Here is a 15,065-nt window from a genome sequence, read left to right as displayed (position 1 = left end):
GGAACCGATGTGGCACAAGGGACTGATCCTTCATCCGGTTCGCCGCACCGGGGGCGTCACCTGGCTTGCCGATGGAACGGGCGTACAGAGGGCGAGGCTGGTCGATCCGCTGCGGAAGAACGAATCCCCTGAGGCGCACGACGGTGAATTGTGGGCGCTGGAGCGTGGTGGACCGGCCCCCGACGCGGGGCTGCGATCCGCGGCACGCGGAGTGGTGCTGTGGGGGCGTCCGAACAGCCGGCTGCTGCCGCTCGTCGACCGACTCCGCGATCAGGGCCTGGCCGCGGGGCTGCGCGCCGACCTGGTGCTCGGCCGCACGGAGGAGGAGGCCGGCGACCGGGCGGAGCGGTACAGCGACTGCTACGACCCTGACGAGGCCGCGGCCGAAGCCCTGCTCGGAGCACTCGCCAAGCCGCAGGAGGGCGAGCCGGGCCGCGGCATACCCCGGGGCAGCTACCTCGTCGACCGGGGCACCACCTGGGTGGGTCCCGGCTCCCCGGGAATCGCCGGTGGCCAGTGGTCCTTCACGCTCATCGGCACACCCTCCGTCGTGGGGGCCGCGCTCACCGGGTTGCTGGACCGCGGCGTGGGGTTGTGCTGCCTCGGAGGCTCCGCGGCGGAGGCCGAACTGCTGCCTGGCCTGATCGAGCGGATCGAGGCCGGATGAGCGGTCATGCCCCAGCCCCGGTCAGTTGCTGCCAGTGCACTCCCCTCCGGTCCGTCGTGGTGAGCGGATCTGCGATCAGCCCCCGGCGGGCCGGGACCTCGGCATCGGCCTCGAACTCGTACAAGAGCACGGCGCCGTTGGGCACCGTGTGGCCGGCTCCCCGCGGCAGCGGCAACGGGTGCGCGCTCCAGGAGGGTTCCAGTGCCATCCGGGCCGCCATTATCGCCTCCCCGTGGCTCACGGCAACCAGGGCACCGCTGCGCAGGCCGGCCAGTGTGGCGGCAAGCCAGCCGCCGACCCGGTCGCGTACCTCCCGCAGACTCTCACCGCCCTCCGGTCGCCAGCCCCACGGGTCTGCTCGCGCCTGCCTCCGGGCCTCCGCACGCCGTTCGTCCACCGCGTCACCCTCGGCTCCCTCGAACCACCTGCCCCAGGCCCGTTCCGCGAGAGGCGAGCACGGTTCCACGACTCCGGCCAAGCCGAGCAGCGCTGCCGTTTCCCGCGCCCGCTCACGGGGGGAAGAGCACACTGCTGTCACGTCGAGCCCGAGGCCACGCAGCCACCGCCCGCACGCCCGCGCCTGTTCGCGGCCCACTTCAGTAAGCCCCGCCGACGTCCCGTCGACCGGGGAGGGCAGTGCATTGGTGTTGTGCGCACACTCGCCGTGTCTGACCATGATCAACTGTCGGACACCGCACACATCCACCCCCACCAGGAACATTGCAAGGAGAAACCGCTGTGGAGCAGTCTGGCACGATGCCCGCGCTGGTGGCCCAGCGCATCTACGACTTCGAGCCAGTGCCGGCGACCCTCGTCGGCGACGTCCTGTACTCCGACCAGGAGTACTGGCGCCATGCCGGCAGACGGCGCTACTTCTGGCTGCTGGAGGAAGACGTCCAGCTCGTCTACGAGCCCTTCGGATGGCGGGGCGAGTGGTATGTGGACCTGGTCTCCTTCGAGCGCGTGCAGTGGAACGAGCTGCCGCTGTTCAGGGTGTGGGACCAGTACCTGGACGTGGTGGTCGAAGGCATGGGTCCCACGTACCGGCTGATCGACCTCGACGAGGCGGCGGAGGCTCTGCTTTCGGGCGAGCTGAGCGCTCCCGTACTGGCTCGGGCCATGGTCAAGGCTCAGCGGTTCATCGACAGGTACCTGCACCGCGGCGCGGTGTTCCCGCCGCCTGCCCTGCACGGCCTGTTCGACGCCGATCACTGCTACCCGGACTGGTCACAGCAACCCGTGCGGCTCAGAAGCTGAGCCGCTCCCCTTCAGCGGAAGGCCGTCCCGCATGAACATCGTGCCGCCCGCCGTGGAACCGTTCCTGCGGCCCTTGTACGCCACGGACGACGAAGCGTGGCCTGCAAGCGACCTCCCGTTGGACAAGGCGGTACTCGACGCCCTCAAGGAAACCAAGTCCGCCTACACCGTGCTGCAGGCATGGGCGGCCCGAGCACTGCCGCTCGGGCCGGAGGCCCGGGCCGAACTGGACCGGCTCCGCACCCGCGAGGCCGTCCTGGACCGTGAACTCGCCGCTGCCTCCAGCTGTCTCACGGAGGCCGGAGTCGAGCACCTCCTGCTGCGGGGCCACGCCCTGGGTACTCGATACCCGGCAGGGCAGGTACGCCAGTACAACGACGTCGACCTGCTCATCCGTGAAGGCGACGCGCTACCGAGCGCACTCACCGCGCTGCGGTCCCTCGACTACTACACAGCTCGGCCCATGGTGTGCCGACGTGACGGGGCCGGACTGTGGGCGGGTGTGGCACTGAACCGTCGAGTCGAGGGGCTCGGTCACCCGATGTACCTCGACCTCACCACGCTCGGTCCCGGACTCGACCGCGCGAGCGCCGTGCCGCTCCCCGCAGATGCCTGGGCGGGGCTGCGGGAACTGCCGGTCGGCGGGGCCCTCGTGCCGGTCCTCGACACGACGTGGCAGGCCGCGGTGTTCGCCGTGGAACTGGTCGAACGCGAAGGCAAGTTCATCTTCCGGGACCTGCTCGACCTGCTGGCCCTGGACCGCGGCGGAGCCGACTGGGACGCCGTCGTCGCAGCGCTCGCCGGAGCACCCGCGGCAGTCGTCGCCTTGGCAGAACTGCACCGCATCGCCCAGGAGACCGGGATTCCCGTACGGACGGCCCGGGTGCCGCGACCGCCGTCACACGGCTGCGGTACCGCGGTGTCGACGCGAAGCCGCCGCGCGGCCGTCGCAGCGCTCGACCACGTCATCGCCCGGTTGCGCGGGAATAACAAGGCCCGGGCCCGTCGGCTCGTCGAACTCTTCCCCGTGCGGCCATGGTTCGCGCTCGGCCTCCCGGTCTTCGTGCTGCCGCCTGCCGCCGACCGGCAGGTGTCCGGCGGTGCGGTACTCCGCGGCGTCGGCCTGCCGGACCACCGGGCGCTGGTCTATCCGCTGGTGCCGCCCGGATACTCCCGGGCCGCCTTCGCCCCACCGGCCGAGGAGCACATATGACCGTCATCCAGCACGACGCCTGGGCCCGGCTGTGGCTGGCCGAGCTCGAACGCCGCACCGACCGTTCGCCGCAGGACGCCTCGCTCATCCGCGACCGACTGGCCCGAGCGCGCGAGCGCACAGAAGTGCTCCACGCACGGGCCCGAGACGGCTCGGAGGCTTTCGCGGGCATGGCCGAGCACCGGCACCCGCTCACCGGTCAACGGGAGATCGTGCTCAGCCATCTGGCGGCGGAACGCCCGTCAGCGCTGCGGGAACTGCTGGCAAAGCTGCCCGTCGGCGGTCAGGCCGCCGCACTCGAGACGGCCGGCGTACCCGGCGACGAGATCGCCGCCATTATGCGCCAGGCGTCTTTCGAGCCGCACGTCCTGACCCTCCGGCACCGCACGGTCCCTCAGGCGCCGCTTCCGAAGGGGCCGTTGGACATCCATGTCGCGCGCACCGCGGAACTCGGCTTCGTCTATGACTGCCTTGCGACGGCGCTGGGGCGCGGGCTGTATGACGAGTCGACAGTCACCGACCTCCGGGAGTGGGCACGCTCCAAGTTCGAGCTGACCGGTACGTCCGTCTGCCTGGTCGGCACCCTCGACGGCCGACCGGTCTGTCACGGCCTCGGTGTCCCGCGGCCGGACCGTTACAGCGGCGGCAAGGTGCTGTACGTCGTGGACGTGTTCGTGATCCCCGAGGAGCACTCCCGTGGCTTCTCCCGGATGGTGTCGGCCGCGCTGCTGCGCCGGGCGGCCGAGCGCGGTCACCAGGTCCTCGAGAGCGATCTGGTCATCGGGCCGAACAGCGACAAGCTCCTCGACGGCCTGCGGGACGCCGGCTGGGTCGCTGACCGGCTGCGCTGGCGCCGGGCGGCGACGGGGATGGCCCGGTGACCCCAGAGTCTTCCGCCGTGCGTACGTCCCCACCTGCAGCCTGTCTGGTGGCGCAGACTCTGGAACCGCTTATCGTCCAGCTGCCCTCGGGCCGCGCCCCGACGTCGGGCACGCCCTGGCTGATCATGATTCACGCCCCCGGCGAGAACCGCACCGGCAACAACTACTGGCAGGCGCAGACCGCACGCCGGCTCGCCTCGGCCGGTATCACCGTGGCCCGCTTCGACCTGGCCGGATACGGGGAGAGCCTCGCGGACAAAGACCTGTCCGTCTGGGACCGCCAGATCGCCGAGGCAGTGTCGACCGCACGGTCCTACGACGCGTCCGCCGTCCATGTGACGGCCCGCGGGCTGCACGCCGCGCTGCTGCCGGACTCGGCGCCCGGGCTGCGGGTGGCCGTCTTCCCTCCTGAGCCGCGGGACCTCGACTGGTGGGGGCAGAACGCCGGCCGGTCCGGGACGTGGGAGGCCCGATCCGACGCACCGGCCGACGAAGTGTCCTTCTGGGCCGCATGCGGCGTTGAGACCAATCTCCTCGGCGGGCTGACCGCGCCCATCTGCGTACTCGACGAACTCGTCCGACGGATGTGCTCCTCCGAGGCTGCCCCCGGATGGGACCTCACGCTCTGCACGGAGGAGGGCAGGACCGCCGACCCCAGCCGGATGATCGCCGGCCGCCAAGGTCTGGCACGGCTCGAGGCCGACCGGCACGGCCTGCAGGACGTGCTGCACAACGCCCTCATGATGTGGCCCCGGCAGCCGGGTCCGGAAGGAGCAGAATGATGGCACGCGGACGGCTGATAGTGGTGAGCGGCGTGGACGGCAGCGGCAAGTCCACGCTCGTCTCCGGGCTGGCCCGACGTCTGACCCAGCGGGGCCTGACCGTCCGGTCGCTTCATGCGCTGAAGCCTCGCGGCGAATCTCCGGTCGGTTGGGCCCTACGGACCCCGTCGGCAGGTGGAGGGGAGACTCTGGAGCGCTGGATCGCCGGGTACTTCACCCTCGTACTGGCGTCGAACGCCGCAGAGGTGGTGATCCCCGCCCTGGACCGTGGGGAGTGGGTGATCGCCGACCGCTGGGCTCTCGACCATGTGGCCAACCAGCGATCGTTCGGCATCGAATTGGACGAGTGGACCGCCTGGCTGAAGGTGGTGCCGCAGCCAGACTGCCATCTGCTGGTGGATGTCCCGCCGGATCTGGCCGCGCAGCGCATCGCCGGCCGCGGCAAGGACCCCGGTGTCGGCCACGGTGACGACTTCCTCACCCGGTGCCGCGGCCACATGCTCGAACTCGCCCGGGTAGGTACCTGGGGCAAGGTCACCGTGCTCGACGGATGCGCGGACGAGGCGTCGCTGCTCGATGCGGCCGAGACGTCCGCCCTGTCCGGGGAGGAGCGATGAGCGCGCCCGGAGTCGTCACCCTCGACGGGCCCAACGGTGTGGGCAAGACCGCCGTGGCCCGTCAACTGGCACGGGAACTGGGCTGGGCCTGGCTGTCGATCGGCATGGTCTACCGGGCGCTGGCGGCGGCTGCCGCCGAGCTCGCCTCGCCCCTCCACCTGCGGTGGGAAAAGGCATCGGACGGCGGCCTCGACCCAGTGGTCGAGGTGGCGGGGACGGCATTTCGCGAAGCGGATCTCACCGCCGAACACTTCGGCTCCGCCGCTTCCCGGCTCGGCGCGGATTCCGCCTGGCAGGCCAAGGTGAACCGGGTACTGCTTGCCGCGACAGCCGACCGCGGCGTGGTGGCGGAAGGCCGGGCGGGCCAGGAGATCTTTCCGGATCCGCTGTTGGCGGTCTTCCTCTGGGCCGACGCCGGGGAGCGGGCGGCGCGTGCGGCAGCGGTCAGCGGCGTTGCGTACGACCCCGAGCGTGAGCGCCGCGACCGGACGCGCGCGGCGGAGCCCCTCCGTGTCAGGCCCGGTTGCCTGGTGTGGAACTCCACCCGGTTCACCATGGAGATCACTGTCGCAGCGCTGGCCCGGAGAGTGCGGACCGTCCGGGGCGAGCGGGAGTTCACCATCGCGGTGACCGGGTTGCGGGGTGAGCACCGCGGTGGCGGATTGCGCTGCGTGCCCGGAGACCATCCGGCCGACGCGTTCCTCACCGTCCCGCCCGGCGGGGGCGACGCCGAGCGGCTGGCACTGGCCGAGGCTCATGCGCCGATCCTGCGGTACGGCAGCGACATCGTCACCGTGGGCCGCGTGCCCAGCCGGCGGGGGGACGCCGTACTCGACGCCGTGAGCTGGCCGGCCAACCATCAGCTCAGGGCGCGCTGGCTGCTAGACCACGGGCACTTCGCCGTCCCCGCGGAGGTGCTCGCCCTGGCCGACGCGGACTGGGCCGCGGCCACCGACGGCCTGGGCGCGAGGCGTCCCACCGCACTCGCGGCACTGCAGGACGCGTGGTGGCTGCCCTGCCCTGCCACGGCCCCTGCAGCCGGTCCCGCGACGACGTCGGATACGGGGCATGCCCAGGCGGACCTGGACGCCGTACTGCGGCAGCCGCGTCAGGGAGACACGACGACACTGCTGTTCGACCTGAAGGGCCATCACGATGCCCGGGCCGCCCTCTGGCTGACCGCGGCCGCCCCCGACGCCCTGACCGACTTCGTGCAGCGGGTGTCGGGAGGCAGCCGATGACCGGCGAGCGGGAAGTCGTCCGCGAGCAGTTGTGGAACGGTCCCCCGGGACGACGCTGCCTCGTCGTCATGGATCGCCCGGCGACTCGGGAGCCGACGGGTACCGTCTGCGTGGCGCACGGCCTGACCGGCGATCGATCCGGGCCCCAGGAGTTGCTCGCGCAGCTCTCGGCGGACTTGTGCGCCCGGCTGGGCGTCCGCGTCATCCGGTTCGACATGACGGGTTCGGGCGACTCCGAGGGCGACTTCGCAGACACCCGCTTCAGCGGCATGGCCGAGGACTTCGTAGGCGTCGCCAGGGCGTTGTGCCGTCCGGGCGAGCCGCTTGTGTGTGCCGGGATCAGCATCGGGGGGGTGCCCGCCGTCATGGCTGCTCATCAGCTGACCCGGGCCGGCGGAGCCGACGGCCCTCGACCCACCGGAGTACTGCTGCTGTCGAGCGACCTGATCCAGGGCGTGCGGTTCGCGACCGAGGGAGTGACGGCCATCCGAGGCGGGGAGTTCCACCTCCCGGCAGTGTTCTTCCGAGAGCGCGAGAGCATCCGTCCCCGCGACCTGCTGCTGGAAACCGGGCTGCCGTTCCTCCTCTGCTACGGCGCGGCCGACGACAAGGTGGCCGGCGAGTCGGCTTGGTTCGCCGAGCACGGCGGGACGGTCGAGGCCATAGCCGGCGATCACCTCTTCGAGAGCGTTGCCGCCCGGCGCGTACTGGCGAGTGCCTGTGCGGGCTTTCTCAGATCCGCCTTCTCCCTCTCCCCATCAACCAGCGACGTCCGGGAGGATGCGCGATGACCCTCACCTTGTGTCTGATCGTCCGTAACGAGACCGCCTATCTCCGTGGCTGTGTGGATTCCGCCCGGCACTTCGTCGACCAAGTCGTCATCGTCGACACCGGCTCGACCGACGGCACCGTGGATATGGCCTGGCAGCTCGCTGACACGTTCTGCGAGGTCCCGTTCGACGGCGATTTCTCCGCTGCCCGCAACGAGGCGCTGGTACGCGCGGACGGAGACTGGATCCTCTTTCTCGACGCTGACGAGCGCATGATCGACGGCGAGGCTCAGCGGCTGCTGGAGCATCTCAAGGAAGTCGGCCCCGATGTTCTGGGACTGCGCCTGCTGCGCTACAACTTCTTCGCCACCGGCGGCTTCTACACCGGCCGGGAGCTGAAAGTGTTCCGCAACCTCCCGGAGATCGAGTACCGACGCAAGATCAACGAATCCGTCGCGGCCAGCATCACGGACGCGGGGGGCAAAGTGGAACCCGCGCCGGTGGTGATGAACCATTTCGGGCACTGCCGACCGGTCGCCGAGCGTGACGAAAAGGCGTACCGATACCTGTCCCTGATGGATCGCCAGTTGCGGGACAACCCCAAGGACGCCGTGCTGGTCGGCTACAAGGGCCTGATCATGCGCACCCTGGGCCGCTTCGAGGAGGCGGAGGACCACTCCAACCGTTCGGTCGCTCTTGATCCCTCGTCCGCCACCGTCTGGCTGTTCCGCGGGCACGTGCTGCGCTCGCTGGGCAAGGACGGGGAAGCCCTGGAGGCGTATCTCAAGGGCCTGAGCGTGGCGCCCGAAAACGCCGCGCTGCACAACATGGCGGGCGTACAGCTCGCCGCACTGGGCCAGCACGCGGATGCGGCCGAGAGCTTCCGTACCGCCCGTCATCACGACCCGCAACTCCTGCACACGGACATCAATCTGGGACTTCTCGCCCAGGCCAGCGGCGACTGGACTGGTGCGGCCGAGCTGATGCGCAGGGCGGGCGCGGCCAACCCCGGCTTCTACCACGACGAGTGGGCAGGACGCGCGGAGCGTGATCCGTTCCGTGCCTTCTATTACGAGACCGTCCTGGGCTACGCCGGTCTCGGTTACCACATCGGCTACTGCGAGCAGCGCGTGAGCGGCACCGTACCGCCGTCGGGCCGCTGACGGGATGGAGAGGCGACGGCAGATGACGACCCATAGCGCCGCCGAGTTCGACAAGATCGCACGGGAGTACGACGAGTCGCGCGGCGGTACTGCGCGCGCGGAGGGTTTCGCCGAGCAGTTGGCACCGCTCCTCGATCCCGACCGAGTGCTCCTGGACGTGGGCATCGGAACGGGCATCGTCGCTGCGGAGCTCGTGCGGCGGGGCATCCCCACCGTCGGTGTCGATCTGGCGCCGGCCATGCTCTCGCTGGCTCGTCGTCGGCTCGGTGCCGCAGTCGCCGTGGCCGACGCGGCCCGGTTGCCCATCCGCTCGGCCTCGGTGGCCCAGACCGTCTCGACGTGGCTGTTGCATGTGGTGCCGGACCGTGCGGCCGTCTTCCAGGAGGTGGCGCGGGTTCTGAAGCCCGGAGGCCGGTACTACGTGATTCCGGCTCGTGGCCAGCGGCCGACGGACGAGATCGGCGTCGTGGTCAACGAGTTGGAGGATCTCCTCGATCCGCAGCGGAGCCGACAGGACGGCCCGGAGGAGCTTGCACCGACCGCAGAATCCTGTGGGCTGAGCTACCTCGGCCCCTTCGGTCAGCGCACCAAGGTCTTCGAGGAGTCCCCGGAGGACATGGCGCAGGCGCTGTCCGCCGGCCTGTTCTCCGGTTCGTGGACGGGCGGCGCCAAGGCCGCGGAGGCGACCGAGAGCGCCTGCGCGAAGCTGCGCGCGCTGTCCGACCCGGGCCGGCCGCGCAAGAGGGAGGTGGTGGACGCGGTCCTCGTCTTCGAACGGGTGCGGGACGTATGAACTGCCGCACCGCAGTCATCGGCCTCGATGGGCCTGGTTCTGTCGAGCGTCCGTACGAGACCGACTCAGGAGGATCATATGTCCCCGGCGCTCGCCTACTCCTGGTTCCTGCCGCTCGGCCCTGATGTGCACCACATCGGCACCTGGCCGGCCGAGTGTGGCACTCCGTCGCTGGACCGCCTCGTGGACATCGCGGTCACGGCCGAAGCGGCGGGTTGCCAGGAGATGCTGGTGCCCACCAGCTTCCACAACGACCTGGAGACGTTCACCACTGCCGCTGCCGTGCTCGGGCGCACCTCGCGGATCGGGATGCTGCTCGCCGTACGCCCGAACCAGTTGCATCCGGTGCAGGCGGCCGCGGCGGTCTGCGGACTGGAGGCCCTCTTCCCCGGTCGGATCCGGCTCAACCTCACCACCGGCGGCTGGGCTGAGGACCGCTGGCTCGGGGACTTCGAGAGCAAGGAGGTCCGTTCGGACCGACTCGAGGAGTGGCTGGAGGTGCTGCACGAGGTGCTTTACGCGGACACCCCGGTGCGCCACAAGGGCCGCTTCTACGAGGTGGATGGCGCGGCTCTGCACCGCCGGCCGGAGCGCCGCATCCCGTTGGCGATGTCGGGCTCATCACCCCGGGCACGGCAGCTTCTGAGCCGCTTCGGTGACGAGTACCTGATGTTCGCGGGGCCCCTGCCGAAAGTGGCCGCCGAGGTGGAAACACTGCGGGCCACACCTGGCATAGGGACAGCGGTTCGGGTGACTTTGCGCACTCATCTGGTGGTGCGGGAGGACGAGCAGGAGGCGTGGGCGGCAGCGGCGGAGATCGTCTCGCGGGTCCAGCCGAACGTCCGGGCGACGATCCGCGCCCAGCGTCCGGACGCGCGGTCCCAGCGAGCCGGACAGAACGAACTGGCCGCAGGGGACGACCTTGTCGTGGGTCCGAACTTGTGGGCAGGCATAGGCACCGGCCGCTTCGGGGCGTCCGTCGCGATCGTCGGCACTCCCGCCCAAGTCATTGACCGGCTGCTGGAGTTCCGCTCAGCCGGCGTCGACGGTTTCATCCTGTCCGGCTACCCCAAGCTGGAGGAGGCCCGCGTCCTGCAGCGGCTGCTGGTGCCGGAACTGCTCGGCCGTGGGCTCGCCCCCGACTCAGCGGTAGTCGCCCGGCCCGTGTAGGAGAGCGACCATCTCGGGGTGGGCCAGAGGTGTGCCCGAGGCTCGTACGGTCTCAGGCACCGGCACCTGGGTGACAACTCCGCGGGCGTCCACCAGCCGCTCCAGGTCATCGCGATCATGGGTGTGCAGGACCTGGATGGGGATGTCGAGCGCCAGCCGCTCCGCTGCCAGGTTGCCGGTCAGCAGAGCGACCCAGGCCGCGTAGCGCCCTACCAGGCTCTCGGCCACCAACTCGGGATCCTCGTCCTCCTCCAGGATCCGCCCCAGGTGCTCGGCCACGGTGTTGCTGAGGAATCGCATGACCGTGTGGAACAGCTCTACCGGCTCCTTGAGCCCCAGTAGCTCATCCGGCACCGCAGGTGACGCACCCAGTCCCGTGAGCAGGTCGGCCAGTGCGTGGCGCAGGTCGTCGCCTGTGGTGACCAGGGGGTCGACGAGGACGAGCGTGCGCGGGGCGGCACCATGTTCGGCCAGAGCGGCGGCTACGTGTACGGCGAAGAGAGCACCGTTGCAATTGGCTATCAGGGCACCGTACGGCCCGCCTCCGGCATGCTCACGTGCTACGGCCACGGCCCGCGCGGCAATGTCGATGGGGCCGTCGCCAGTCACCCCGACCAGCGGATCGATCCGCAGCACCGGGGCGGTGGAGTCACTCGGAAAGGCGGTCTCGAAGGACCTTTCGGAGGCCAGCCCGGTGAATTCGATCAGGAGAACGTCCTCAGAGCTGGTCGGCACGCACGCTCTCCTCGGTGTCAATCACAGGTTCGGCCCTGCGCCCGGGCATCGGTGCATCTATCGGTTCCTCTTGCTCTTCCCCCTCCTGGCGCCGAGTGGCGACCGCCCACCGGACAGCGGGGGCGGTTCCGACGGCGAGGGCGGCGAAGATCAGGGTCATGAGCAGCCATCCGGCGATCTCGACGCTCTCCATCAGGGCGGTGAGAGCGACCGGTCCGATCACGGACTGCACGGTGTATCCGATCGAAAACACCGCACCGTACTCACCCTGGCTGTGCCGCGGGGAAAGCCCGTACTGAAGGCCCCACTGTGCCGAGGAAGTCAACAGTTCGCCGACAGTCAGCAGCATTGTGGCCACGATCAGCAGGGTAAGTGCTAGGGATATGGAGTCGCCCAATGCAGAGACTCCAATGACGGCACACGACAGTGCCAGTGCGATGCTGCCGTGGCGCAGCTTATGGCCAGCCCCCTCAGGTGTGTCAGCGCCCTTACTGGCGCGTACTTGGAAGAGCACCACTAGGACAGTATTCAATCCGATCAACCAGGCCGCCATAGGGCGAGGCGCCTCGGTCTGCGCCACGATCCACAGCGGAAGTGCGAGAGTGAGGATGGTGTCGCACACTGCCGTGAGTCCGCACAGAAAGGAGATAAGGACGAAGGGACGGTCCCGCAGCGCCTTGTTGCCCCGGAGAGAACTCTCGCCCCTAGAGGGCTTTTTCACCTGCAGCCGCGGCAGCAGAAGCATCAGCGTGCTGTTGGCTGCGGACACGGCAGCGAAACCGTAGAAAAGCCACAAATAGGCGGTCTTGGTGTCCTGCGCGATTGCGAGACCTGACAGCGCAACACCAACCGTCATTCCAATGTTGATGACGCTGCGGTTGTACGCGAACAACCGTACGCGCGCCTCTGAGTCGAGAAGCTGCCCAATGTATGCCATCTTGCCTACGGCACCCGCTCGTTCGGCGATACCAAGGAGGATCATGATGGCGATGTAGCCACTGAAGGACGTGACCTTCGTGGCGATCAGGAGCAGTGGCGCCTGGAGGAAGCCGGTGAGGACGGCCATCTCCCGGGTGCCGATCCGGTCAGTGAACCGACCGACGACCGGAGCGGCGAGCATCCAAACGACAGCAGCCAGAGTGACGCCGAGTCCTACCTGAGATACAGACAGCCCGACGATCCGGTGGAAGTAGATGGGAGTACCGGAGGAGAAGAATCCAAATCCCGTGCCGTAGAGCGCAGTGGAGAGCGCAAGGACACGCGGTGGTCCCGGATCAGGCAACAGTCGAGAGAGCCGTCCTTCGGGCTTCTGCGCTGGCGCAGACCCGCCACCCTCGGTCATACGATCCCTACCCCCTAGCGAGCCCCACGGAGACATCCGGCCACGGCTCGCACAGGCTAGCGACGAACTTCTGACGGCGGCAGCAAATACCCCAGATCTTGGCTGGTTCTGGCCCATCGATCGACGCAAGCGCACCGGCGCCGGGTTCGCCTGGCCGTGCGCCCACTATCGCCTCGCCGAGAGGGCGTGCTCCTAGCTGAGAAGCAAGCCTGAGTCTCCGCGTGTGCTGCCGTCATGTGCCGTTCGGGGCCCCTGAGCGGTGAACAGGCTAATACTTCTCGAGGAAGCGAGATACACCACCAAGGCGTTGAAGAATTGCTCGGACGAGTGCAAGGCCGATGCCGTGGCCGTGCATGAGTCCGCGCCCTGGGCAACGCACAAGGGCATCATCGCTGACCTGGGCATCAACCGGGCCCACGCTGCACGAGTGGTACTGAGGGACCGCGAACGCCGCGGCGCAGCTGCCACCCCATCGTCGACTGAAACATCACGGAGACCCCACAGACGGCGCCGACTACTGACCCGTATGCGGAGTTGGCATCTGGAGGCTCGGAGCGCCGAGGTGTATGCGCGCAAGCGGAATTTGGTGACCGAACGCGAGATCCTACGCCAAGGCGGCCAAATCCTAGAGGCGCACTGGTGAGCCGCTTTAAACGACACCTACGGGCAGCTCATCCCCGACGGTCAGACCTACAGGCTCAACGGCCAGGGCGAGACGAACTACCAGCCGCTGGACCGCCCCGGGCCGTGGAAGATGATCGACATCGGCTCTAACTTTACTGCCGACCTGTACGACGAGGCCCGGCACGGCGCTGACTGGCTCAAGGTCTACGCCCCCAAGCAGGGCTGCAACTTGAGTAAGGGTTGATCATAGGACGTACTCAAACTGGTGAAGAAGCTAGAACTGGTGAAGAAGACCGGCCGCTACCACTATCAGGCACACTATGTCGCCGACGTCAGCACCTCCGGCTACAGCGGACGGCACATCGTGGTGACCGCCTGGAAGGCGTCCCGCATCGACCATAAGACGTCGTTTCTTATGGCGTGATCGTTCGTTGAACCGTGCATGACGGATCTGGTTGAGCGTCTGGTGCCGGACGAGTTGTGGGTGGTGTTCCGGCGGGTGGTGCCGCCGACGGAAGTGATACGTCCGCAGGGCGGCGGCCGACGTCGAGCGGGTGATCGGGAGGCGCTCGCCGCGATCATCTTCGTGGCGACGTCGGGTTGCACGTGGCGGCAGCTGCCGCCGGTGTTCGGCCCGGCCTGGCCCACGGTCTATCGCCGGTTCGCCCAGTGGACCCGGGACCGGGTCTGGGCCCGTCTCTACCGCGCGATCCTCGACGAACTCGGAGCACGAGGCGAGCTGGACTGGTCGCGATGCGCGATCGACTCCGTAAGCTTGCGGGCCGCAAAAGGGGGCCGCTGACCGGACCGAATCCGACCGACCGCGGCAAACTGGGATCGAAGATCCACCTGATCTGCGACCGGAAGGGACTGCCGCTGTCCCTGGGCATCTCCGGCGCGAACATGCACGACAGTCAGGGCCTGGAGCCCCTCGTGCGGGGCATCCCACCCATCCGCTCTCGCCGCGGCCCCCGGCGCCGACGGCCGGCCAAGCTACACGCCGACAAGGGCTACGACTACGACCACCTGCGCCGATGGTTGCGCGAGCGGGGCATCCGTCCTCGCATCGCCCGCAAGGGTGTCGAGTCCTCGCAGCGACTGGGCCGGCATCGCTGGGTGGTCGAGAGAACCGTGTCCTGGCTGGCGGGCTGCCGACGCCTCCATCGGCGGTATGAACGCAAGGCCGAACACTTCCTCGCCTTCGTCGGCATAGCCGCAGCCCTCATCAGCTATCGCCGACTGGCGGCTCTCCTCACGGCCTGAGCCGGTTCTGCTGCACGTCGAAACACACCAACCCCATGGACTCCGACACGGCTGCCGCGTAGGCCGACGCCTCCTCGGCCATGCTCCAGCGCATGGGAAAGTAGATCAGCGGACCGCTGGCCTCGCCGATCAATGGCCCGGTTGACCAGGGCGAGGTGTCCTCCTCGTCCTCGGTGAGGTCGCACCACCGCTCAAGCAACGCAGCCACGTAGGCCGCGATGCGCTCAGACGGAGGCTCTTCCACGTCGCTGTCGATGTGGCGGTCGTACAGGTCGTCAAAGACCCGGCCGGCGGTCTTGTCATCCGCTGGTCTCTCGCCTTCCCAGACAGCAAGGTCGTAGCTCATGCCAGGAGGCTCTCATGCCGCTCTGACAGCCATAAGAAACGACGTCTAAGTACTTCCTGTCCGGCGACGTCAACGTCAGCTGAGACCAGCGGGACACAGCTGAACCAGCACCACGGCGCGCCGGCCCCGCGAGGCGGACGCCTCGCGGGCCTCTTCCCTCCTCTCGACCTTTCACCAGCTCAGCTGCCGCATGCGTCCACT

The 15,065-nt window shown here is 68.9% G+C and carries 17 protein-coding genes; 13 read left to right on the top strand and 4 right to left on the bottom strand.

The features are described 5' to 3' along the window. The first annotated feature begins 7 nt into the window (after positions 1-7). Complete coding sequence (locus ACIGO6_RS10285; protein ID WP_399874000.1) at positions 8-667, top strand: hypothetical protein; 660 nt, start codon at positions 8-10, stop codon at positions 665-667. Between the two features lie 4 nt (positions 668-671). On the opposite strand, the gene ACIGO6_RS10280 is transcribed toward ACIGO6_RS10285, so the two are convergent. Then, positions 672-1,343: a histidine phosphatase family protein gene (locus tag ACIGO6_RS10280; RefSeq protein WP_399874875.1), complete on the bottom strand. Its 672-nt coding sequence runs from the start codon at positions 1,341-1,343 to the stop codon at positions 672-674. A 62-nt stretch (positions 1,344-1,405) separates the two neighbouring features. On the opposite strand from ACIGO6_RS10280, the gene ACIGO6_RS10275 reads away from it, so the two are divergent. The 10 genes from ACIGO6_RS10275 to ACIGO6_RS10230 all read left to right on the top strand — a co-directional run bounded on the left by ACIGO6_RS10275 (position 1,406) and on the right by ACIGO6_RS10230 (position 10,554). Then, positions 1,406-1,924, top strand: a complete 519-nt coding sequence (locus tag ACIGO6_RS10275; protein ID WP_399873997.1) for a hypothetical protein — start codon at positions 1,406-1,408, stop codon at positions 1,922-1,924. Positions 1,925-1,955: 31 nt separating this feature from the next. Then, on the top strand, positions 1,956-3,137 hold the full coding sequence (locus ACIGO6_RS10270; protein ID WP_399873994.1) for a nucleotidyltransferase family protein: 1,182 nt from the start codon (positions 1,956-1,958) through the stop codon (positions 3,135-3,137). Next, positions 3,134-4,018 carry a GNAT family N-acetyltransferase gene (locus tag ACIGO6_RS10265; protein ID WP_399873990.1) on the top strand — a complete coding sequence of 295 codons (885 nt, stop codon included), beginning with the start codon at positions 3,134-3,136 and terminating at the stop codon, positions 4,016-4,018. Before ACIGO6_RS10270 ends, ACIGO6_RS10265 begins: the two co-directional genes overlap by 4 nt. A 125-nt stretch (positions 4,019-4,143) precedes the next feature. Continuing rightward, entirely contained in the window at positions 4,144-4,800 is a 657-nt protein-coding gene (locus ACIGO6_RS10260) for a hypothetical protein (protein ID WP_399873987.1), read from the top strand. After that, positions 4,800-5,417 (top strand): dTMP kinase, encoded by a 618-nt coding sequence (locus tag ACIGO6_RS10255; protein ID WP_399873984.1) that lies wholly within the window; start codon positions 4,800-4,802, stop codon positions 5,415-5,417. Before ACIGO6_RS10260 ends, ACIGO6_RS10255 begins: the two co-directional genes overlap by 1 nt. Next, positions 5,414-6,658, top strand: a complete 1,245-nt coding sequence (locus ACIGO6_RS10250) for a (d)CMP kinase (protein ID WP_399873981.1) — start codon at positions 5,414-5,416, stop codon at positions 6,656-6,658. Before ACIGO6_RS10255 ends, ACIGO6_RS10250 begins: the two co-directional genes overlap by 4 nt. Further along, positions 6,655-7,449, top strand: a complete 795-nt coding sequence (locus tag ACIGO6_RS10245) for an alpha/beta hydrolase (RefSeq protein WP_399873979.1) — start codon at positions 6,655-6,657, stop codon at positions 7,447-7,449. Before ACIGO6_RS10250 ends, ACIGO6_RS10245 begins: the two co-directional genes overlap by 4 nt. Then, positions 7,446-8,591, top strand: a complete 1,146-nt coding sequence (locus tag ACIGO6_RS10240) for a glycosyltransferase (RefSeq protein WP_399873976.1) — start codon at positions 7,446-7,448, stop codon at positions 8,589-8,591. Before ACIGO6_RS10245 ends, ACIGO6_RS10240 begins: the two co-directional genes overlap by 4 nt. 22 nt (positions 8,592-8,613) lie before the next feature. Continuing rightward, the gene (locus tag ACIGO6_RS10235) at positions 8,614-9,384 is read left to right on the top strand and encodes a class I SAM-dependent methyltransferase (RefSeq protein WP_399873973.1); all 771 of its coding nucleotides are present in this window, start codon (positions 8,614-8,616) and stop codon (positions 9,382-9,384) included. 78 nt (positions 9,385-9,462) lie between these two features. Then, positions 9,463-10,554 carry an LLM class flavin-dependent oxidoreductase gene (locus ACIGO6_RS10230; protein ID WP_399873971.1) on the top strand — a complete coding sequence of 364 codons (1,092 nt, stop codon included), beginning with the start codon at positions 9,463-9,465 and terminating at the stop codon, positions 10,552-10,554. On the opposite strand, the gene ACIGO6_RS10225 is transcribed toward ACIGO6_RS10230, so the two are convergent. Both ACIGO6_RS10225 and ACIGO6_RS10220 read right to left on the bottom strand, forming a co-directional pair. Continuing rightward, the gene (locus ACIGO6_RS10225) at positions 10,528-11,289 is read right to left on the bottom strand and encodes a hypothetical protein (RefSeq protein ID WP_399873969.1); all 762 of its coding nucleotides are present in this window, start codon (positions 11,287-11,289) and stop codon (positions 10,528-10,530) included. The two genes, ACIGO6_RS10230 and ACIGO6_RS10225, sit on opposite strands and share 27 nt — an antisense overlap. Beyond that, a complete protein-coding gene (locus tag ACIGO6_RS10220; protein WP_399873966.1) occupies positions 11,273-12,631 on the bottom strand; it encodes an MFS transporter in 1,359 nt (452 codons plus the stop codon). The genes ACIGO6_RS10225 and ACIGO6_RS10220 overlap by 17 nt, the downstream gene beginning before the upstream one ends. 889 nt (positions 12,632-13,520) lie before the next feature. Here ACIGO6_RS10220 and ACIGO6_RS10215 point away from each other — a divergent pair. Next, positions 13,521-13,679 carry a hypothetical protein gene (locus ACIGO6_RS10215; RefSeq protein ID WP_399873964.1) on the top strand — a complete coding sequence of 53 codons (159 nt, stop codon included), beginning with the start codon at positions 13,521-13,523 and terminating at the stop codon, positions 13,677-13,679. Positions 13,680-13,697: 18 nt separating this feature from the next. Beyond that, positions 13,698-14,518, top strand: a protein-coding gene (locus ACIGO6_RS10210; RefSeq protein WP_390056890.1) for an IS5 family transposase whose coding sequence is annotated in 2 segments (ribosomal slippage) — positions 13,698-14,055 and positions 14,055-14,518 — 822 coding nt in all. Because the reading frame shifts where the segments join, the coding sequence is not laid out codon by codon here. Here the strand turns inward: ACIGO6_RS10210 and ACIGO6_RS10205 are convergent. Beyond that, positions 14,508-14,864 (bottom strand): hypothetical protein, encoded by a 357-nt coding sequence (locus ACIGO6_RS10205; RefSeq protein ID WP_125495830.1) that lies wholly within the window; start codon positions 14,862-14,864, stop codon positions 14,508-14,510. The two genes, ACIGO6_RS10210 and ACIGO6_RS10205, sit on opposite strands and share 11 nt — an antisense overlap. Positions 14,865-15,065 lie beyond the last annotated feature (201 nt).

The sequence above is a fragment of the Streptomyces sp. NPDC053750 genome (assembly GCF_044544295.1).
Taxonomy (GTDB): Bacteria; Actinomycetota; Actinomycetes; order Streptomycetales; family Streptomycetaceae; genus Streptomyces.
The sequence above is the reverse complement of the archived record's forward strand: the minus strand, read 5'-3'. Positions and strand labels throughout refer to the sequence as shown.